Raw genomic sequence first — 17,682 nt, 5'->3', positions numbered from 1 at the left:
CGGCAAGGGTCGGCGAAGAACGACGGAAGGGAGGGCACGACGTGCCGCAAACGCGCGCGACGAGCGCGAACACGATAGAGCTGCGCGACTGGATCCACCGCCGCGACGGCACCCTTCTGGACGATTACGCCGCGCTGCATGCGTGGTCCGTCGAGGACATCTCGCGCTTCTGGCGCACGCTGTGGGACTACTTCGATCTGCGCTCCCCGTCCGTCCCGGACCGCGCGATCACCACGACCGCGATGCCGGGCGCGAAGTGGTTCGAGGGCGTGCAGGTCAACTACGCCGCACAGGTGCTGCGCCACGTCGCCGCGAACTCCGCTCCCGGCGCGCCGCCGGCGATCGTGTTTCGCAACGAGGCCCTGCAGCGCGAAGGGCGCACGCTCGAAATCGCCTGGCCGGAACTGGCCGCGCGCACGGCCGCCGTCGCCGCGTCGCTGCGTTCGCTCGGCGTGAACACTGGCGATCGCGTCGCGGCCTATCTGCCGAACACGCCCGAAGCGGTCATCGCCTTCCTCGCCTGCGCGTCGATCGGCGCGATCTGGAGCGTGTGCGCGCCGGACATGGGCGCGGCCACCGTGCTCGACCGCTTCCGCCAGATCGCCCCGAAGGTGCTGATCGGCTGCGACGGCTCGGTGTACGGCGGCAAGGTCAACGATCGCCGCGCGCTGATCGCGCAACTGCTCAAGGAACTGCCGAGCATCGAATCAGCCGTGATCGTGCCCAACCTTGCCGACAGCGGCGCGCCCGCGGCGCCGTTCGATGCGGGCGAATGGAAAGGCCGCGTGCTGGGCTGGCACGAGTGCGTCGAATCGCGCGGCGCGGCGGCGCCGACCGCGTTGCCGTTCGACCATCCGCTGTGGATCCTCTACAGCAGCGGCACGACCGGCCTGCCCAAGCCCATCGTGCATGGCCACGGCGGCGTGATCCTCGAGATGCTGAAACTGCATCGTTTCCATCTCGACCTCGGGCCGACCGCGGAGACCGGCGACCGCCTGCTCTGGTACAGCAGTTCCGGCTGGGTCATGTGGAACCTGCAGATGTCCGCGCTGCTGCTCGGCACGACGGTCTGCATCTACGACGGCCATCCCTCGTATCCCGAAGCGGACACGCTGTGGCGCGTCGCCGACGGACTCGGCGCCACGCTGCTCGGTGCCGGTGCGGCCTACTACACGAGCTGCATGAAGAACGGCGTCGACCCGCGCGCCGCCTGCGACACCACGCGCCTGCGCGCGCTCGGCTCGACCGGCTCGCCGTTGCCGCCGGAAGCCTACGTCTGGGGCCGGGAAAAGGTGAAGGCGGACCTCTGGTGGGCCGTTATCGCCGGCGGCACCGACATCGCCAGCGCGTTCTTCGGCGGCACCCCCGAGTTGCCGACCGTGCCGGGCGAGATGCAGGCGCGCTGCCTCGGCGTCGACGCGCAGGCGTGGAACGAACAGGGCAAGCCGGTGATCGGCGAGGTCGGCGAACTGGTCTGCGTGCAGCCGTTGCCGTCGATGCCGCTGAAGTTCTGGGGCGACGAGGAAAACAAGCGCTATCTCGCCAGCTACTTCGATGTCTATCCCGGCGTGTGGCGGCACGGCGACTGGGTCGAGATCACCGCGTGCGGCTCGGCGATCATCTACGGTCGCAGCGACGCGACGCTCAACCGCCACGGGCATCGCATGGGCACGAGCGAACTCTACCGCGTGGTCGAGGCCGTACCCGAAGTGCTCGACAGCCTGATCGTCGACATCGAATACCTCGGCAAGCCGAGCTTCATGCCGCTGTTCGTTGTGCTGCGCGAAGGCAACACGCTCGACGATGCGCTGCGCGAGCGGCTCAAGCGCGAGATTCGCGACAAGCTCTCGCCGCGCTTCGTGCCCGACGAAATCGTCCAGCTCGCCGACATCCCGCGCACGCTGACCGGCAAGAAGCAGGAATTGCCGGTCAAGAAGCTCATGCTCGGCAAGGCGCTCGCCGAGGTCGTCAACAAGGACGCCTGCGCCAATCCCGCTGCGTTCGATCCGATCGTCGCGTTCGCGCGCGAACGGCTTGGTGCCGCTTGAGTTCCCATTCCTCATCATTACCCGGAGAAACAATGTCTCGATTGCTTGAAGGCAAAGTCGCGCTCGTCACCGGCGGCGGTCGCGGCGTGGGCCGCTGCATCGCGCTGGACCTCGCGCGCGCCGGCGCCCACGTCGTCATCAATGACCTCGGCGCAAGCCTCGACGGCCAAGTCGGCGCGGAACAGCCCGCCGTGGAAGTCGCCGCCGAAATCGAGGCAATGGGCGGTCGCGCCATCGTCGACGGCGGCTCGGTCGCGAGCTGGGACGCCGCGCACCAGATGGTCGATGCCGCGCTCACCAAGTTCGGCCGGCTCGACATCGTCGTCAACAACGCCGGCATCCTGCGCGACGTGTTCTTCCACAAGATGACCGAGAAGGATTTCGACGACGTCGTTGCGGTGCATCTCAAGGGCAGCTTCAACGTCAGCCGCGCCGCGGCGCCCGTGTTCAAGGAGCAGGGTTCCGGCGTCTACGTGCACATGACGTCCACTTCGGGCCTGATCGGCAACTTCGCGCAGGCCAATTACATGGCGGCCAAGCTCGGCGTCGCCGCGCTGTCGAAGTCGATCGCGATCGACATGCAGAGGTTCGGCGTGCGCTCCAATGCGGTTGCACCGTTCGCGTGGACGCGCATGATCGACTCGATTCCTGCCGAAACCCCGGAACAGAAAAAGCGCGTCGAGGGCCTGAAGAAACTCGTCGCCGACCGCGTTTCGCCTTTCGTCATCGCGCTCTGCGCCGACAGCGCGAAGCACGTGTCGGGCCAGGTGTTCGGCGTGCGCAACAACGAGATCTATCTTTTCAGCCAGCCGCGCCCGATCCGCACCGCGCATTGCGGCGAAGGCTGGACGCCCGAGAATATCCTCGAGACCGCGCTGCCGATGCTGACGCCGAGCTTTTTCCCTCTGGACAAGTCCGGCGACGTGTTCACCTGGGACCCGGTTTGAGAGGCAGGTCTGGGATTTACAGTACGCCAGTGTATAGTATCGACCTCGCATTGATCGCACGGGATACAACACCGATGAGCAACGGCGTCCATTCGACGGATTGGGAACTTCGCCTCGGCTTTGCCATCCACGACGTTTCGCGGCTGCGGCGCAGCGCGTTCGACCAGTCGCTCAAGCCGCTTAACGTGACCCGTTCGCAATGGTGGGTGCTCGCCTACCTGTCGCGCAAGGAAGGACTGACCCAGTCCGAACTCGGCGAGGAACTCGACCTCGGCAAGGTCGCCATCGGCGGGTTGATCGACCGCCTCGAGAAGGGCCAGTTCGTCCGTCGCGAGGCGGATCCGCAGGATCGGCGCATCAATCGCATCTACCTCGAGCCCAAGAGCAGGAAGCTGATCGCGCGTATGCGCAAGGTGAGCCATCGGCTCAACGAGACCATCCTCTCCGGGCTTCCCGACGGCCATCTGGAAACGACAGCGCGCACCCTCGACACGATGAAGAAGAACCTGCTGGCGTACCTTTCCGAGCCTGCGGAATCGGCTTGACCACGCGCCATCCGGCACGGATCAGTGGTAGTCCTGTTCGAGTTGATGCCGCACGGCCAGCACCAGCACCAAATCCGGCGGGATGATTTCATACAGCGCGATGTAGCCCGTGTTGCCGAACGGGATCGGCAATTCGCGGCGAAGGCCGTTCCTGCCATCGCCCGCCTTGCGATAAAGCATCGGCGATTGCGCCAGGTGCGTGTCCACAGCCGCCTCGATCGCGATCAATGCGCGCTCGGCGATTTCCAGATCCTCGACGTATCTCGCACGGTCGATCAGGAACTCGTACAGCCGCCGCAAATCTTCTTCGGCGGTCGGCGTGAACCCGACCTGGAACGTCATGGTCTGCGTTTGAGCTGCTTGCGCCTGGCTTCCAGATTGCCGCGCAATGCGGCCAGCACGTCACCGGCAGGGCGAGCCACGCCATCGCGCCGGAATCGCCGCAACGCGGCTTCGCCGCGCGCGTGGAAGGCTTCCTGCACGCGCCGGTACTCCAGCGCACCGCGCACGCTGGCCTCGACGAACCCGGACAAGGTCTCGCCTTCGCGCAGGATGCTGTCCAATTCGGCGCGCAATTCAGGGGCAACGCGCACTTGCGGCAATACGGCGGTTTTCATGCGCGCATTGTAGTGCATTTGCGTTGCATGTTCAAATCGACCGTTCGTATTGCCTAATACGGAAGTCCATGGCCGACTCTTCCCGTTTTCGTGAGGAGTGCTACAAACCGCGGCCGATTAGTTCGCGCATGATTTCCGAAGTGCCGCCGTAGATGCGCTGCACGCGCGCGTCGGCGTAGAGGCGGCAAATCTCGTATTCGCGCATGAAACCGTAGCCGCCATGCAGTTGCAGGCATTGGTCGACCAACCTGCCCTGCATTTCGCTGCACCACAGCTTGGCGATCGACGCCTGTTTGGAATCGAGTTGGCCGCTGGCATGACGATTCAGGCATTGATCGACGAAGGCCCAGCCTACGGCAAGGTCGGTTTTCAGGTCGGCCAAACGGTGGCGCGTACTCTGGAAATCCAGCACCGTCTGGCCGAAGGCCTTGCGTTGGCGCACGTAATCGCAGGTGATGTCAAAGGCGCGTTGCGCTGCGGCTATCGACGTAATCGCGATGGCAAGCCGCTCCTGCGGCAATTGCTGCATCAAGGCGGCAAAGCCGCCGCCTTCGACGCCGAGCAGGTTTTCATGCGGCACGTCGATGTCTTCGAGGAACAATTCCGAAGTGTCCGCGGACCATTGCCCGAGCTTGTCGAGCTTGCGACCGCGGTTGAAACCGGCGCGGTCAGCTTCGACCAATATCAGGCTGATGCCCTTGGCGCCCGGCGCTTCGGAAGTGCGTGCGACCACGATCACGAGATCGCAATGCTGGCCGTTGGAAACAAACGTCTTGCTGCCGCTGATGCGATAGCCGCCTGCCACCGGCGTGGCGCGGGTGCGCACCGCTTGCAGATCGCTACCGGTGCCAGGTTCGGTCATCGCCACCGCGCAGACGGTTTCCCCGCTGGCCAGTCGCGGCAGCCATTTTTGCTTCTGCGCCTCGTTGCCAAGATGCAGCAGATAGCCGGCACCGACATCGCTGTGCACGGTGAGGTCGGACAGGGGGCCGGCAAGCCCGGCGTAGGCGAACTCCTCGATCACCACGGCGTTGTGCTTGAAGCTGCCGCCGGGGCCACCGTAAGCCTGCGGCACCTGCGGGCACAAAATGCCGGCCGCTCCGGCCTGTTGCCAGAAGCGGCGCGAGACCATGCCGCTTTCCTCCCATGCGGGGAAATGCGGCGTTATCTCGGCCTTGATGAAGCCGCGCACGCCTTCGCGCAGCAGGGCGTGTTCTTCGTCGAAGGGTTCGCGGTTTTCAAGCATGGTGGTGGCTCCGTTGCTTTCAGATTGGCGGATGCTGCTGTACCTGCGGGTACTTCGCGTAACCTGCGCCAACGCCGTATTCCATGATTCCGTAGCCCACTTCATTGCCATCGCGCACCTCGATGACGTGATCGCAGAGCGTGCGCGCCAGCTTGCGGATTTCCGGCGCGTCCAGATCCCAACGCTCGTGCTCGATGTGCAGCTTCCCCTTGTCGTCACCGTGGAACCAGCCGTTGAGGCCACCGTACAAACCACCCTTGAGGAAGTAGCGCGCCGGCAACGTGCGGATATGCAACACGCGGGTGGAACCATCGTCCAGCTTCACCTCGAATTTCCCGGCGCGCACGGTCTGGCCGTGTGGGTCATCGGCCCATTCGATCTCGTGATTGACGCCCGCCATGCGCCGCCCGCGTTGTGGTTTTTGCCCCAGCGACAGGACTTCTTCGCCGGACAGATATATGAACTCGCCCGGCGCACGCTCCTTGAAAAACACATGCAGGCCACGCCCGGCAAACTGCACCGTGGTCCATGCGTAGAAGAACGGCGGGTAGAAGGTCAGCGGCGGATGACTCTCGTCGGTGCGCATCTCGGCGCGGATGCCCCAAGAGTGATCGCGTTGGCCCAACCAATCCTGCGATTCGATGGCATGGCGCTGCCCGTCCACTTCCAGCCAGCCGCGATACGCGCCCAGTTGCTGGCCGCGCGCCATGTGCTCGGTGACGCGGCCATTGCGGCGGCGGAAATGCGGCTCCTCCTCGTGCGCATTCATCGTGCCGAGGAATTCGATGTCGAAGGCCAGGCCAGATTCGTTGGGCGCCAATTGCAGGCGATGCCGGCGCAGGCCGTCCAGCACTTCGATTTTCAGCGGGCCGACGGTGGTTTCCAGCGGATTGGGCCGCAAATGCCGCGATGCGCGGAAGTTGTACTGCGTGCCGTCAATCGTGACGCCGGCGAAGGCGTCCATGACGTTGCGGTTCGGGTGATAGCCCAGGCCGATGTCGAAGATGAGGCTGCCATCTTTCGGATGCCCGGTGTACCACAGCCGCTCCATCCACGCCGGGTCGCTGGACATGACGTGGTCGAAGGTCGTCGGCAACTGGTGGCCGATCAAATCGTCTTGTGCGGTCAACATGGTTCAGCCCCGAAGCGTTGGTTCACAGCAGATAGAACGCAATGACGGTACCCGCGGCCGCCACCACCCAAACCGCGCCGGCCAGCCGCCACCCCCAGGGCGCGTGGCGAAGCCCCATGAAATAGCCCATCACCAGCGCCACCTTGAGCGCGGCGATCAGCATGACCGCCAGCGTCGAAGTGGTCGGTTCCAGGATCGGGCGCGAGAACCACCAGGTCGATACCGCAGTACTCGCCATCAACACCAACCAGACCACGACGACGGAAACGACCGAAGACTTCATGCGCGTCATCTCACCAAGTACAGCAGCGGAAACATGCAGACCCACAGCAGGTCGACCATGTGCCAGTAGGTGGCACCGCCTTCTCCGGCGGCGAGGCTGACGCCTTCCGGCACGAATCTCGACCGGAACGCCAGCACCGCGACGATGACCGTGCCCACCGCGACGTGCCCCAGGTGCATGCCGGTCATGATGAAGTAGTACATGAAGAAGTCGTTGCTTTGCAGGCCGATGCCGGCGTCGAACTTCTGCGAATACTCGAACGCCTTGCAGACGATGAACGCCGCTCCACAGGCGGCGGCCAGGCCGAAGAAGTTGGAGGCCAGTCGCTGGCGTCCCTGCTTGATCGCATCGATGGCGAGCACCACCAGCATCGAACTGGTCAGCAGGATCAGCGTATTGATGCCGCCGAAGTCCAGGTTCAGCGCCTGCCGCGATGCCTCGAACAACTCCAGGTTCTGGCGGCGGTCGGCCATGAAGCAGCCGAACATCACCGCGAACACCGCCATGTCTGCAAAGATGAACACCCAGACGCCTTCGACGCCGGGCAGGCGGTGGCGCGGTTCGCCCTTCGCACCGCCCACGGCATCGTGTGGATTCTGGCGCATCGCCACAGCCGCCTCAGGCGCTGCCCGGCGCGGCTGCGCCGTCATCCTCGCCTTCGCGCACGCGGCGATTCATATCCTTGAGCAAGTAGTAGCTGGCGATGAACATCCAGACAAGCCAAGCCGGGTACGGCAGCCAGAAGCCGATCAAGCCATCGTAGGCGAACGGCCCGTTGCGCAGAACCGCCGTCAGGCTGGCAGGGAAAAAGGTCGCGCCACAGAAAATGGTGACGTAACAGGCCCAGTTCGGCATCACCGGCAACTTGCTTTTCTTGTCGTGCAGGAAGCACAGCGCCATGGCGAACATTTGCAGCGTGGTGCACATGTACACGTTGTCGTTCATCAACCAGCCGGCGTCGGTGAGCATCTGCGTGATCTCGGGCGAGCGCTCGGGCCGCTGCGCGGCGACGACCCAGCACCACATGCTGATCGACACCACCATCACCGTCAGGCAGCCGCCGAGCAATTGCAGCCAAGACAGCACCGGGTAGTAGCCGCGCTCGATGCGCATCATCCGTGCGGTCACGTAGCCGGTCCACGGCAGATAGAAGCAGATGGTGACCAGCCCGACCAGAAAGCCGACGCGGATCGACGTGAGGTGTTCGAGGTAGCGGTCGGTGAACGCCTGGGCCGGCCAGTCCGGGTGCTGCGGCGGCAGGTTGTGACCCAGATAGGCCCAGAAATACACGAAGGTCGTGACGAAGACCGGGCCCAGGTAGATCGACCACCGCTGGTACATGATTTTGGTTTGCTCATCCATTGCACATTCCCTCACTGAAAAAAGACGACCGCGTCGATATCATTCCGCCCCGCTGGACATTTCCGCGAACATCGGCCGGGCCGAAGTTTGCAGTTCATGGCGAAGCTGGCGGTCCATGTACAGGCGCAATTGCCGTTCGATTTCCGCAGCCAGTGCAGCGTCCAGCGTGGCCGCGCCATGCCACTGGATCAGCGCGCAAATGCGGTTTTCGTTTTCGTCGCGCAACGCTTGCAGTGCATCCACGCTGGCAGCATTGGTCGCAGCCTGTGGCAGTGGCGGCGCATCACGCCCGGCCAACAACGGTGCCAGCGCATCGCACAGCGCCTGTTGCGCGGCGAGCTGCTCGCCGACGAACTCCAGCGACCAACTGGTGCGCAAGGCGATGCTGTTCAACATGTAGATCACGCCGAACGCCTGGCCGCGTGCGAATTCGGTATCCACGTGCGGAACCACCTCTTGCCGCAGCGTCGCGGCCATGCCTTCGAGCATGCGCTCGAGCGAGTTGTTCACGGCTCCTCCGTCGGCAGCATCTTGGAAATCTGCCGCAGCACCGGCGCGATCTGCGTGCCCATCGCCGGCATGCGCATGTCGTCGAAGCGGCCATCCTCATAGCAGCGCACCGCCGCGATATGGGTGATGGCCAGCTTGACCAGCGCAAACACGATGTAGAACTGCAACGCGGCCGGATCGACCTTGAAACCGGCTTCGCGCTCGTACTGGCGGATGAAATCGGCCTTGGGCAACAAACGACAGACCAGCCCGGAACCGCCGCTGTATTGCGGCAAAAAAGCCCAACCCAGAATCCTCGTGCGGGTCGCCCGGATGCACGAGTTCCCAATCCAGGATCGCGGTGATGCAGCCATCGCGTTCCAGAAAATTACCCAGCCGGTAATCGCCATGCACCAGGCTGACGCGCGGCGCGCGCGGCAGGTGGGCGCGCAACCAGCGGAAGGCCCAGGTCAGCATCGGATACGGTTTGAGCGCCCAGCGTGCCTGATTGCGTTCCCATTCCTCGACCTGACGCAGCGCGGCGTTTTCAACCGTGGTGCCGTCGTTCTCGAAACCCGGTCGCCCGTGCCATTCGCAGTTGTGCAAACCGGCCAGCGCCGACACGAATTGCGTGCCGAGTTTGAGCCGATAGGCATCCTCGAAACCGGAACCGTTCTGGCTGACCCACGGCACCGGCGCGCTGCCGGCGACACGTTCACTGATGAAGAACGGCGCGCCCAGGATCGACGCATCATCGCTCCACCAATACGAGCGCGGCGTGGGTACACCGCTGTCTTCCAGCACTTTCAGCGCGGCATGCTGCGGCAGCGCGCTGTACGGCGCGAACAAGCCATACGGCGGCCCCAGGCGCAGGATCAGGCCGCGCTCGGGCTGGCCTTGCTCGGTGGCGCCAAAGCCGTAGGTGATCCACGAAAAACCCACCGCGTAGCGGGTGAAACTACCGAGGTTCCATTCACGCCGCGTCTGTTTTTGCAGGTAAGCCTGCAAGCGTTCGCGCAGCAGCGATTCGTCGGCAAGCGTGGCGTCCGGCGCAGACATATCAGGCCGGCTTGCAGCTGGAATGTTGCTTCGGGCCTTCGGTCAAAAGCTTCGGCGGTTGTTCCAGATGAAAGCCATCGAACGGCGTCGAATTGCATTGCTCGCGCAGCGGCCCCCAGCACACGCGCGCATTCGGCGCACCGCCATCGATGCGGATGCACGCGCCGGTGATGTAGGCCGCGCCGGGTGAGAGCAGATAAGTGATGGCGCTGGAAATCTCCGAAGCATTGCCCCAGCGCTGCAAGGGAATTGCCTTGGGGAACTCCAGGATCTGTTTTTGTGCTTCCGGCTCGTAGGTATCCAGGCCGCTGCTGGCGATGCCGCCGGGCGCAACGGCATTCACGCGCACGCCGTAGCTGGCCCATTCGGATGCCGCGCTTTCGGTCAATGTCCACATGCCGCCGCGTGCCGAGGCCGAATGCGCATAGTTGGGCCAGCCGTTCCAGATGTCAGCGATCATGTTGACGATGGCGCCGCCGTGCTGCTCCATCCACAGCTTGAAGGTTTCGCGCATGAAGATGAAACCGCCGGTGAGGTTGTTGCGCACGACCGCCTCGAAACCCTTGGTGCTGATGTCGCGCAGCGGCATGCGGTACTGTCCGCCGGCATTGTTGACCAGGCCATTGATGCCGCCGTGCCGCTCGATGATCGCGCCGATCGTCTCGATGACTTTGGCTTCTTCGCGGATGTCGCACACCCAGATCGAGACCTTGCCGCCGACTGCTTCGATTTCAGCCTTGACGGTTTCCAGCTTTTCAAGATTGCGGCCGACGATGGCAACCGTCGCGCCCAACGACGCCAGCTCGTGCGCGGTGCAACGGCCGATGCCGCTGCCGCCGCCGGTCACGATGATGGTTTGCCCGGCGAAAAGATCCGCCCGATAAATCGAGTTGTAACCCATGATGGCTCCCCGATTCAGAGCGAACTGGCGGTTGCGCCGGAGCGGCCGCGGTCGGTCTTGTCGAAGAACTGCTGCGAGCGCGCCATCACCGTCTGGTTGCCGCCGCACAGCGCGTAGCCCCACATCGCCTCGACGCGCAACTGGTCGTGCAGCGTGCGCCCCACGCATTCGAGCAGCGTCTCCTTGGCCGACTCGGTCGCCGCCTGGTCGCAGCGCAGGATGCGCGCGACGAGCGCCTCCGTCTCCGCCATCAAATCGTCGTGCGGCACGACCTTGTTGACCATGTTCGCGGTCAGCGCGCGCTGCGCATCGAACGGTTCGCCGGTGAGGATCATTTCCATCGCGAAGCCGACGCCGCAGGTGTTGAGCAGGCGCACGATGCCGCCGTCGGCGGAGTGCATGCCGCGGCGTACCTCGAACGTGCCGAACTGCGCGCGCTCCGAGGCGACGCGGATGTCGCAGGCCATTGCGAGTTCGATGCCATGGCCCAGGCACCAGCCGTTGATCGCGGCGACGATCGGCTTCTTGATGCGCGACAACGGCCCGCGCGTGATGCCGGACAGCCCGTCCTCGATCCGCTCGCGGCCGACCATCGGCCCGACCTTCTGCCATTCCGGCGCGTGCGTCTTGAGGTCGGCCCCGGCCGTGAAGGCGTCGCCCGCGCCGGTCAGGATCGCGACGCGCAGCGCCGGATCGTCGCGGAAATCCTTCCACGCCTCGCACAGCAGCAGGTGCGTTTCGTAATCGACCGCGTTCTTGCATTCCGGCCGGTTGAGCGTGACGTATGCCACCTCGCCCTTTTTTTCGTACAAGACTTTTTTCGACATGGCAGTACCTCCCCGCCTGGTGTTTCTTGTTGCGACGATTTCGTGGAATGGATCGCGATCACGCCGCGGCCCGCAGTTCGCCGGCGCCCTTGTCGAACGACACGACGAGCTTGCGCAGCAGCTTGCCTAGCAGCGCCAGTTCGTCGGGATCGAGGTCGGCAAAGGCGCGGTTGATCGGTTCGGCGACGCGCGGCACCGTGTCGCGCACCTTGCGGCGGCCCGCCGCAGTGATACGGATGATGTGGCGGCGCCCATCGCGCGGCGCGACCGAGCGTTCGATCCAGCCGTCCTGCGTCAGCTCGTCGAGGATGCGAGTCATGTTCGCGCGGCTCGTGCCGACCATTTCGCTCAGTTCGCTCGGCGACGCCGTGCCGGCCTCGCTCGCCAGCAGCAGGCAGAGCACGTGGAAGTTGTGCTCCGACAGGTTCAGCGCGCGGAACACCGGCTCGAAGAAGTTGCCGAGGCCGAACTGGGCGATGCGTAACAGCCGCACCATCGTCGTGCCGTCCATCGGCATGCCGGGCAGCGCCGCGGCGAGACGCGGGGTGCTCGAAGCGACGTTGGCAAGACGCTGTTGTCCGTTCATGGATAATTAATGATTTACCAATGAACTATTAGCATATGAGAAACGGCAGGCTCTGTAAAGCGGCCACCCGATCGCGAAGGACGATCGAGCGGCCGCAAAAAGACGAGAACGCTGCCGCTTCCCTTTGACACCTGCGGGTCGTTCAGCCGAAGACGTACGTCGACTTGTATTGCAGGTAGCCGTCGATGGCCTCGGGACCGAGCTCGCGGCCGAGGCCGCTGCCGCGCACACCGCCGAACGGCGAGCCGATCGACGGCAGGTAACCGTTGATGCCGATCGTGCCGGTGAAAACGCCCTTCGCGACCGAGAGGCCGCGCTCGCGGCTCGACGTCCACACCGAACCGCCGAGCCCGAAGGCGGAGTCGTTGGCGATGCGCACGGCGTCGGCGTCGTCCTTGTACTTGATGACCGAGAGCACCGGGCCGAAGATTTCCTCCTGCGCGATGACCGCGGAGTTGTCCACGTCGGCGAACACGGTCGGCTGGACGAACCAGCCGCGCGCCTGCCCTTTCGGGCGGCCGCCGCCGGCGACGAGGCGCGCTTCGGTCTTGCCCTTGGCGATGTACGACTCGACGCGGTCGCGATGCGCGGACGAAGCCATCGGCCCGACGTGCGTGGCCGGGTCGAGCGGATCGCCGACGACGAGCGAGGACGCGAGCCCTGCGAGCGCTTCGACGACTTCGGCGTAGCGGCTTTCCGGTGCGAGTACGCGTGTGCCGTTGTAGCAGGCCTGGCCGTTGTTGAGCAGCGAGGCCATCGGCAGCCCCTGCATGACCGCGTTGAGGTCGGCGTCGTCGAGGATGATCGCCGCGGACTTGCCGCCGAGTTCGAGCGTGACCGGGCGCAGCAGTTCGCCGCAGGTCCTGGCGATCAGCTTGCCGGCCGCGGTCGAACCCGTAAATGCGACCTTGTCAACGCCCGGATGTGCGACGAGGTAGGCACCCACATCGCGATCGGCCGCGACCCAGTTGATGACGCCGGCGGGAATCTGCGCTTCCTGCGCGGCCTCGGCCATCACGTAGCTGTCGAGAATCGTCCCCGGCGAGGGCTTGACGACGACGGTGCAGCCGGCGGCGAGCGCCGGCGCGATCTTGCTCAGGGCGAGCGTGACCGGGAAATTCCACGGCACGATCGCCGCGACGACGCCGATCGGCCGGCGCGTGACGATCGTTTCCGTGCCCATCTGCGAAGGCCGCTTCTCCTCGGCCTGCACGCTCGTCGCAAGCCCGGCGTAGTAATCGACGAGGCCGATCGAGAACTGGCCTTCGAGCATCTGGCTCAGGCCGATCGGCATGCCGTTCTGCGAGCTGACGGCACGGGCCAGGTCCGGGCTGCGCTTGGACAGCGCGGCGACGAAACGCTTGAGCGCGGCGGCGCGGTCGGCGGCCGGCAGCGCGGCCCAGCCGGAATGGTCGAACGCATGGCGCGCCGCGGCGACGGCGCGGTCGATGTCCGCATTGGACGCTTCCGGAACGCTGCCAATTTCCTCTTCGGTCGCGGCATTGATGAGGTGGAAGCGACTGGAAGAAGCGGGCTTGGCCCACTTGCCGCCGATGTAAAACGCGTCGTAGCTGTTGCTCATGTCGTACTCCGGAATATCTTCAGGAAAGAAGGCAGAAAAGAAAGATCATCGCGACGACCGCCGCGATCCATGTTTCAAAGGCGATGCGCCAGGGCAGCGGCGCATGCCGCAGCTCCATGAATTCGAGCACGACCAGGCGCGCCTTGAATCCGGCGAGCAGCAGCACGAGCGCGACCATCGCACGGCCGCCGGCCTCGTGCTCGGCGGCCCACGTGCTGGCCAGCGTCGCGGCGACCAGCAAGGCGAAGGCGACGTGCGCCGCGCGCAGCGATGCGTTCATGGCGACCTCAACAGGTAGAGCAGCGGAAACAGGAACAGCCACAGCAGGTCGACCATGTGCCAGTAGAGCCCGGCCGATTCGATCCACGGCAGCAGCGCGCCGTCCACGCTTTCGCGCCCCGCCCTGATCCAGACGAACGTCCACGCGCCCATGCCGACGAGGAAGTGCAGGAAATGCACGCCCGTCAGCAGGAAGTAGAACGTGAAGAACTCGCTGGTCACGATGGAAATGCCATGCGCGAACTTGTCGCCGTACTCGATGCCTTTGGTGACCGCGAAGCCGCAGGCGACGAGCATCGCCAGCGCCAGCGTGCGGCGCATGCGCGCCCGCGCGCCGGCACGGGCGGAGTGCACCGCGATGACGACCAGCCAGCTGCTCGTCACCAGGATCAGCGTGTTGAGCACGCCGAGGGCGAGGTTGAGCGATCGGGCCGATGCCGCGAACGCCTCGCGATGTTCCGCCCGCGTCGCCATGAAGCAGACGAAGAAGATCGCGAACGCCATCAGGTCGGCGCCGATGAACACGAGGATCGACAGCGCCCGGCCGGGGCGCCTGCTTGGCGTTGGCGTCATGCCCGGACATCGCCCTTCAGTGCGCCGCGGCGATGCGCCCCGAGCCGGCCGGCACGGCCGAACGCGCGACGCCGGTCGCTTCCTGCTCGACCCGCGCGACCGCGCGCAGCACGGCCCAAGTCAAGACGAGGATGAAGAAGAACCAGATCAGGAATTCGATCCAGAAATTGAGAATGCCGGAGCGCGCGAGGAAACCGCCCTTGAAATACGGCATCAGCACTTCGATGACGAACATGAAGCCGACCCAGATCGAGTACCAGCTCACCCACTTCGGTACCAGCGGCACTTCGCGTTCGTCGGCGAGGAAGCCGACGCCGAGCGCGAACATCTGCAGCGTGGTGACCGCGTAGGCCAGGTCGATCAGCAGCCACGCCATGTCGTAGATGAGCTGCAGGATGCTCGCATCGAGCGCCTCGGGACGATACGCGCCGGCCAGCCAGAACGACGAGGAGACGAGGATGGGCACGACGGTGAGGCCCGCGCCCCACAGCTGCAACGTGGACATCACGTTGTTGCGCCCCGCCTCGACGACCTCCATCACCTTCGTGATCGACAGACCCCAGACCACGTAGAGGCAGGCGAAGGTCATGCTGCCGACCATGCCGGCGCGCACCTGGTTGGCGTGCAGGCGGAAGTGCTGGGCCATGTCCGCGGCCGACAACTCGGCCGACAACGGCGGAATGTTGTAACCCAACACGCCCCAGCAGACGATGAAGACCAGCAGGAACAGCGGCCCCGTCCATGCGCAGAAGCGAACGTACTTCAGTTGACTCATGACTTGCCCTCCGATGCTTGCTTTCGTGGATGCCCTGCCGCGTCGTGCGAACCGCGGCAGACCGGTTCAATTCTTCGTGCCCGTTTCGAGAAGCGATTCGCGGAAATCCCTCAACCCGTCCTCCGGAATGCCCAGCCCCTCGATCAGGAACCGTGTGTCGCCACCCCAATTCGCATCGATGGTTGCGAACGCTGCGGCGAGATACTCCGGCGCAGCCGCCTTGATCCGGTCCAGGACCTCGGGGTCGACGTCGTTGCCGAGCATGAACGCCAAATCACGCCGATAGGCGTTGGTCAAGAGGTAGTCGCGCAGGATCGTTTCCCGCGGCACGCCCAGTGCGGACAGCACAATGGCGATGCCGAAGCCGGTCCGGTCCTTTCCACTGGTGCAATGCACGAGAGCGGGAAGCGCGTCCGGCCTCAGAAGCGCGTGCATCATCCGTGTGTAAACCGGCGCGTTGTCCAGCGGAAAATGCGCATACAACTCGCGCATCGCCTGGTGCGCTTCGTCGGCACCGATGCTGCGCGAGCGAACCCGCTTCATCATCGCTTCCCCGCCATGCGGGTAGAAGCCGATGGCGTGCACGCGCAAATCCCACTCCGGTCGCAGGCGATCGGGCGCGACGCTGCGCTCTTCCGCGTGGCGCAAATCGCACAGAGTGCGGAGCCGCAAATTCGCCACCGTATGCAAATCCGCTTCGGTGAGATTCGCCAACGAGTCGGAACGATACAGATGCCCTGGCTTGATCCGCCGGCCATCGATGCCGCGATAGCCGCCGAGGTCGCGGAAGTTGACGGCACCTTGAAGCACGATGCGCCGACCGCCCGGCGACGAGTCGCCGAACATGCCGCTTTCTGACGTGGTCGCGTTCATGGCCGCAAGCGTCCCCGAAAGTCAGAACGGCCCGGCGGCGCCGATGTAGTTGCGATAAGCGTCGGGCCAGAACATCTCCGCCCATGCCACGCCCTGCTTGTCGTCGATCACGGCGTAGCCGGCGCTTTCGTTGAGGCAATAGGCCGGATCGGGATAGAGCTGATAGCGCGAGACGATCTTTGCGGACAACTGCGTGACGCGCCCATCGGTGTCGGTGATCGTCGCCTTGAACGTCTTGACGTCGAGCTTGCCTTCGAAATCGAAATCGAAATCGACGTGCGTGACCTGGGCCATGCGGCCGCCCTTGTAGACGTAGCCGCGCAACTCGATGCCGCCCATCGCGAAGACCTGCCAGAAGTGCACGGCGATGTCGGTGCCCGCCTGCGCCTGCACCCACTTGTAATGCTGCAGCACGCCCCAGTCGCGCGTGCCCCAGCTGTGGTCGCGATGGCCGGTGCCGTCGAGGGAAAAGACCTTGCCGCCGAGCTTGAGCGTGCCCGTCAAGCGGCCGCTCTGCTCGATGCGGTCGTCGGCGATGTACGGCATGCAGCCGCGCGCGTGGCTGCCGTAGGCGTAAGGCGGATGGAACGCCTCGAAACTCATGTGCAGATCCACCGTGGCCGTTTTCCAGGCGATCTCGGCGCGGTCGAACTTCAAATCCTGTTTCATCGACAGGCCTTCGAGGCGCCAGTCGTCGAAGCCCATGTCGGCGGGCACGGGGCGATCCTTCAGGACGTCGACGATCGGCGTCGGGCCGATCGCCGGGCCGAACAGCGCGAGGATCGCGCCGGCCTCGCTGGCGCGGCTCACCCAGGTGTAGGTGAAGCCCGCGATGCCCTGCTCGGGAAGATTGAACAGATAAGGAACCGACTCGCGCGCCTTCGGTGTGTCTCGCAGCGCGTGTCTGCCGTCGTGGACGATGTCGAGTGCGAGCGACGGATCGGCGAGTACTTTGTTGTCGAACATGATGACCTCTTTGAAACGGTTTGCGAATAAGAAAATGGCTGTGCGTCGCGCCCGGCTACGCCTGCGCGGCGCCGATCAGGGACTCGATCGGCGGCAGCGCCTTCGGGTCCGCTTCCCAGCCCTGCGGGAGCACCCACGCACGGTCGCGAAGCAACTGCGCGCCGCTGGCATCGAGCACGGCGCGCTCGATCTCGCGGATCTCGTCCGGTTTTGCCTCGGCGCAGGATTGGCTCACCACGGCGCCGGTCGACGCGCGCAGGGCGCGGATCGCATCGACCAGTTCGCCCGGCTCCGCGCCGGCGCGCGCGAGAACGTCATTCGCCCCGTCGATGTCGGCGGCCAGCGCCTGGCGCGCGTGCGTATCCGCGCCCGGCGTCGCGCCCAGGCGCTGCCCGAGATCGACCAGGCGGGCCAGTTCGTCCTTGTCGAAGCGGAACTGTAGCGGCAACTGCGTCGCCATCAACGACAACATACCGATGCACAGGCGTGTTTGTTCCTGTGCCAGCGGGTTGCCCGGATCGACCGCGGGCAGGACGACTTCGGTCAGCGCCTTGAGCATGCTGCGAATCTGGATGTCGGGACGAAGCTGCAT

The 17,682-nt window shown here is 64.9% G+C and carries 23 protein-coding genes; 3 read left to right on the top strand and 20 right to left on the bottom strand.

Annotated elements, in window-relative coordinates:
• Positions 1-41: 41 nt before the first annotated feature.
• The 3 genes from QM741_RS14885 to QM741_RS14875 all read left to right on the top strand — a co-directional run bounded on the left by QM741_RS14885 (position 42) and on the right by QM741_RS14875 (position 3,540).
• On the top strand, positions 42-2,048 hold the full coding sequence (locus QM741_RS14885; protein WP_415208452.1) for an acetoacetate--CoA ligase: 2,007 nt from the start codon (positions 42-44) through the stop codon (positions 2,046-2,048).
• A gap of 32 nt (positions 2,049-2,080) precedes the next feature.
• Complete coding sequence (locus tag QM741_RS14880) at positions 2,081-2,995, top strand: SDR family NAD(P)-dependent oxidoreductase (protein ID WP_415208451.1); 915 nt, start codon at positions 2,081-2,083, stop codon at positions 2,993-2,995.
• 74 nt (positions 2,996-3,069) lie between these two features.
• Complete coding sequence (locus tag QM741_RS14875) at positions 3,070-3,540, top strand: MarR family winged helix-turn-helix transcriptional regulator (protein ID WP_415208450.1); 471 nt, start codon at positions 3,070-3,072, stop codon at positions 3,538-3,540.
• Between the two features lie 21 nt (positions 3,541-3,561).
• On the opposite strand, the gene QM741_RS14870 is transcribed toward QM741_RS14875, so the two are convergent.
• From QM741_RS14870 to QM741_RS14775, 20 genes are all read right to left on the bottom strand, one after another.
• On the bottom strand, positions 3,562-3,882 hold the full coding sequence (locus QM741_RS14870; RefSeq protein WP_415208449.1) for a type II toxin-antitoxin system RelE/ParE family toxin: 321 nt from the start codon (positions 3,880-3,882) through the stop codon (positions 3,562-3,564).
• A complete protein-coding gene (locus tag QM741_RS14865; protein WP_415208448.1) occupies positions 3,879-4,157 on the bottom strand; it encodes a YlcI/YnfO family protein in 279 nt (92 codons plus the stop codon). Before QM741_RS14865 ends, QM741_RS14870 begins: the two co-directional genes overlap by 4 nt.
• Before the next feature lie 100 nt (positions 4,158-4,257).
• Positions 4,258-5,403, bottom strand: a complete 1,146-nt coding sequence (locus tag QM741_RS14860) for an acyl-CoA dehydrogenase family protein (RefSeq protein WP_415208447.1) — start codon at positions 5,401-5,403, stop codon at positions 4,258-4,260.
• A gap of 19 nt (positions 5,404-5,422) precedes the next feature.
• Positions 5,423-6,535 (bottom strand): hypothetical protein, encoded by a 1,113-nt coding sequence (locus tag QM741_RS14855; RefSeq protein ID WP_415208446.1) that lies wholly within the window; start codon positions 6,533-6,535, stop codon positions 5,423-5,425.
• A gap of 22 nt (positions 6,536-6,557) precedes the next feature.
• On the bottom strand, positions 6,558-6,818 hold the full coding sequence (locus tag QM741_RS14850) for a cytochrome C oxidase subunit IV family protein (RefSeq protein WP_415208445.1): 261 nt from the start codon (positions 6,816-6,818) through the stop codon (positions 6,558-6,560).
• A gap of 5 nt (positions 6,819-6,823) precedes the next feature.
• Complete coding sequence (locus QM741_RS14845; protein ID WP_415208444.1) at positions 6,824-7,468, bottom strand: cytochrome c oxidase subunit 3 family protein; 645 nt, start codon at positions 7,466-7,468, stop codon at positions 6,824-6,826.
• Positions 7,437-8,180: a hypothetical protein gene (locus tag QM741_RS14840; protein WP_415208443.1), complete on the bottom strand. Its 744-nt coding sequence runs from the start codon at positions 8,178-8,180 to the stop codon at positions 7,437-7,439. The genes QM741_RS14845 and QM741_RS14840 overlap by 32 nt, the downstream gene beginning before the upstream one ends.
• Before the next feature lie 39 nt (positions 8,181-8,219).
• Complete coding sequence (locus tag QM741_RS14835; protein WP_415208442.1) at positions 8,220-8,657, bottom strand: hypothetical protein; 438 nt, start codon at positions 8,655-8,657, stop codon at positions 8,220-8,222.
• Positions 8,658-8,686: 29 nt separating this feature from the next.
• Complete coding sequence (locus tag QM741_RS14830; RefSeq protein WP_415208441.1) at positions 8,687-8,842, bottom strand: hypothetical protein; 156 nt, start codon at positions 8,840-8,842, stop codon at positions 8,687-8,689.
• Complete coding sequence (locus QM741_RS14825; protein WP_415208440.1) at positions 8,787-9,728, bottom strand: phosphotransferase family protein; 942 nt, start codon at positions 9,726-9,728, stop codon at positions 8,787-8,789. Before QM741_RS14825 ends, QM741_RS14830 begins: the two co-directional genes overlap by 56 nt.
• A gap of 1 nt (position 9,729) precedes the next feature.
• Positions 9,730-10,629 carry an SDR family oxidoreductase gene (locus QM741_RS14820; protein WP_415208439.1) on the bottom strand — a complete coding sequence of 300 codons (900 nt, stop codon included), beginning with the start codon at positions 10,627-10,629 and terminating at the stop codon, positions 9,730-9,732.
• Between the two features lie 14 nt (positions 10,630-10,643).
• Positions 10,644-11,456: an enoyl-CoA hydratase/isomerase family protein gene (locus QM741_RS14815; RefSeq protein ID WP_415208438.1), complete on the bottom strand. Its 813-nt coding sequence runs from the start codon at positions 11,454-11,456 to the stop codon at positions 10,644-10,646.
• 58 nt (positions 11,457-11,514) lie between these two features.
• The gene (locus tag QM741_RS14810) at positions 11,515-12,042 is read right to left on the bottom strand and encodes a MarR family winged helix-turn-helix transcriptional regulator (protein ID WP_415208437.1); all 528 of its coding nucleotides are present in this window, start codon (positions 12,040-12,042) and stop codon (positions 11,515-11,517) included.
• 142 nt (positions 12,043-12,184) lie between these two features.
• Complete coding sequence (locus tag QM741_RS14805; RefSeq protein WP_415208436.1) at positions 12,185-13,624, bottom strand: aldehyde dehydrogenase; 1,440 nt, start codon at positions 13,622-13,624, stop codon at positions 12,185-12,187.
• Positions 13,625-13,643: 19 nt separating this feature from the next.
• Positions 13,644-13,904 (bottom strand): cytochrome C oxidase subunit IV family protein, encoded by a 261-nt coding sequence (locus QM741_RS14800; protein WP_415208435.1) that lies wholly within the window; start codon positions 13,902-13,904, stop codon positions 13,644-13,646.
• The gene (locus tag QM741_RS14795; RefSeq protein WP_415208434.1) at positions 13,901-14,476 is read right to left on the bottom strand and encodes a cytochrome c oxidase subunit 3; all 576 of its coding nucleotides are present in this window, start codon (positions 14,474-14,476) and stop codon (positions 13,901-13,903) included. Before QM741_RS14795 ends, QM741_RS14800 begins: the two co-directional genes overlap by 4 nt.
• 16 nt (positions 14,477-14,492) lie before the next feature.
• The gene (locus tag QM741_RS14790) at positions 14,493-15,251 is read right to left on the bottom strand and encodes a hypothetical protein (protein WP_415208433.1); all 759 of its coding nucleotides are present in this window, start codon (positions 15,249-15,251) and stop codon (positions 14,493-14,495) included.
• A gap of 66 nt (positions 15,252-15,317) precedes the next feature.
• The gene (locus QM741_RS14785) at positions 15,318-16,124 is read right to left on the bottom strand and encodes a tyrosine-protein phosphatase (protein ID WP_415208432.1); all 807 of its coding nucleotides are present in this window, start codon (positions 16,122-16,124) and stop codon (positions 15,318-15,320) included.
• A gap of 21 nt (positions 16,125-16,145) precedes the next feature.
• On the bottom strand, positions 16,146-17,090 hold the full coding sequence (locus tag QM741_RS14780; protein WP_415208431.1) for a hypothetical protein: 945 nt from the start codon (positions 17,088-17,090) through the stop codon (positions 16,146-16,148).
• A gap of 55 nt (positions 17,091-17,145) precedes the next feature.
• Complete coding sequence (locus QM741_RS14775) at positions 17,146-17,682, bottom strand: hypothetical protein (protein ID WP_415208430.1); 537 nt, start codon at positions 17,680-17,682, stop codon at positions 17,146-17,148.

The organism is Rudaea sp. (assembly GCF_047601565.1).
In the GTDB taxonomy this organism is placed as follows: Bacteria; Pseudomonadota; Gammaproteobacteria; order Xanthomonadales; family Rhodanobacteraceae; genus Rudaea.
Note: the sequence above shows the minus strand (reverse complement) of the source record. Positions and strands in the feature narration are given on the sequence as shown.

What these genes read in the sequence shown, in the direction of transcription:
- QM741_RS14880 (WP_415208451.1), top strand. Translation starts at nt 2,081, where the DNA reads ATGTCTCGATTGCTTGAAGGCAAAGTCGCGCTCGTCACCGGCGGCGGT.
- QM741_RS14875 (WP_415208450.1), top strand. Translation starts at nt 3,070, where the DNA reads ATGAGCAACGGCGTCCATTCGACGGATTGGGAACTTCGCCTCGGCTTT.
- QM741_RS14870 (WP_415208449.1), bottom strand. Translation starts at nt 3,882, where the DNA reads ATGACGTTCCAGGTCGGGTTCACGCCGACCGCCGAAGAAGATTTGCGG.
- QM741_RS14865 (WP_415208448.1), bottom strand. Translation starts at nt 4,157, where the DNA reads ATGAAAACCGCCGTATTGCCGCAAGTGCGCGTTGCCCCTGAATTGCGC.
- QM741_RS14860 (WP_415208447.1), bottom strand. Translation starts at nt 5,403, where the DNA reads ATGCTTGAAAACCGCGAACCCTTCGACGAAGAACACGCCCTGCTGCGC.
- QM741_RS14855 (WP_415208446.1), bottom strand. Translation starts at nt 6,535, where the DNA reads ATGTTGACCGCACAAGACGATTTGATCGGCCACCAGTTGCCGACGACC.
- QM741_RS14850 (WP_415208445.1), bottom strand. Translation starts at nt 6,818, where the DNA reads ATGAAGTCTTCGGTCGTTTCCGTCGTCGTGGTCTGGTTGGTGTTGATG.
- QM741_RS14845 (WP_415208444.1), bottom strand. Translation starts at nt 7,468, where the DNA reads ATGACGGCGCAGCCGCGCCGGGCAGCGCCTGAGGCGGCTGTGGCGATG.
- QM741_RS14840 (WP_415208443.1), bottom strand. Translation starts at nt 8,180, where the DNA reads ATGGATGAGCAAACCAAAATCATGTACCAGCGGTGGTCGATCTACCTG.
- QM741_RS14835 (WP_415208442.1), bottom strand. Translation starts at nt 8,657, where the DNA reads ATGGCCGCGACGCTGCGGCAAGAGGTGGTTCCGCACGTGGATACCGAA.
- QM741_RS14825 (WP_415208440.1), bottom strand. Translation starts at nt 9,728, where the DNA reads ATGTCTGCGCCGGACGCCACGCTTGCCGACGAATCGCTGCTGCGCGAA.
- QM741_RS14820 (WP_415208439.1), bottom strand. Translation starts at nt 10,629, where the DNA reads ATGGGTTACAACTCGATTTATCGGGCGGATCTTTTCGCCGGGCAAACC.
- QM741_RS14815 (WP_415208438.1), bottom strand. Translation starts at nt 11,456, where the DNA reads ATGTCGAAAAAAGTCTTGTACGAAAAAAAGGGCGAGGTGGCATACGTC.
- QM741_RS14810 (WP_415208437.1), bottom strand. Translation starts at nt 12,042, where the DNA reads ATGAACGGACAACAGCGTCTTGCCAACGTCGCTTCGAGCACCCCGCGT.
- QM741_RS14805 (WP_415208436.1), bottom strand. Translation starts at nt 13,624, where the DNA reads ATGAGCAACAGCTACGACGCGTTTTACATCGGCGGCAAGTGGGCCAAG.
- QM741_RS14800 (WP_415208435.1), bottom strand. Translation starts at nt 13,904, where the DNA reads ATGAACGCATCGCTGCGCGCGGCGCACGTCGCCTTCGCCTTGCTGGTC.
- QM741_RS14795 (WP_415208434.1), bottom strand. Translation starts at nt 14,476, where the DNA reads ATGACGCCAACGCCAAGCAGGCGCCCCGGCCGGGCGCTGTCGATCCTC.
- QM741_RS14790 (WP_415208433.1), bottom strand. Translation starts at nt 15,251, where the DNA reads ATGAGTCAACTGAAGTACGTTCGCTTCTGCGCATGGACGGGGCCGCTG.
- QM741_RS14785 (WP_415208432.1), bottom strand. Translation starts at nt 16,124, where the DNA reads ATGAACGCGACCACGTCAGAAAGCGGCATGTTCGGCGACTCGTCGCCG.
- QM741_RS14780 (WP_415208431.1), bottom strand. Translation starts at nt 17,090, where the DNA reads ATGTTCGACAACAAAGTACTCGCCGATCCGTCGCTCGCACTCGACATC.
- QM741_RS14775 (WP_415208430.1), bottom strand. Translation starts at nt 17,682, where the DNA reads ATGCAGCTTCGTCCCGACATCCAGATTCGCAGCATGCTCAAGGCGCTG.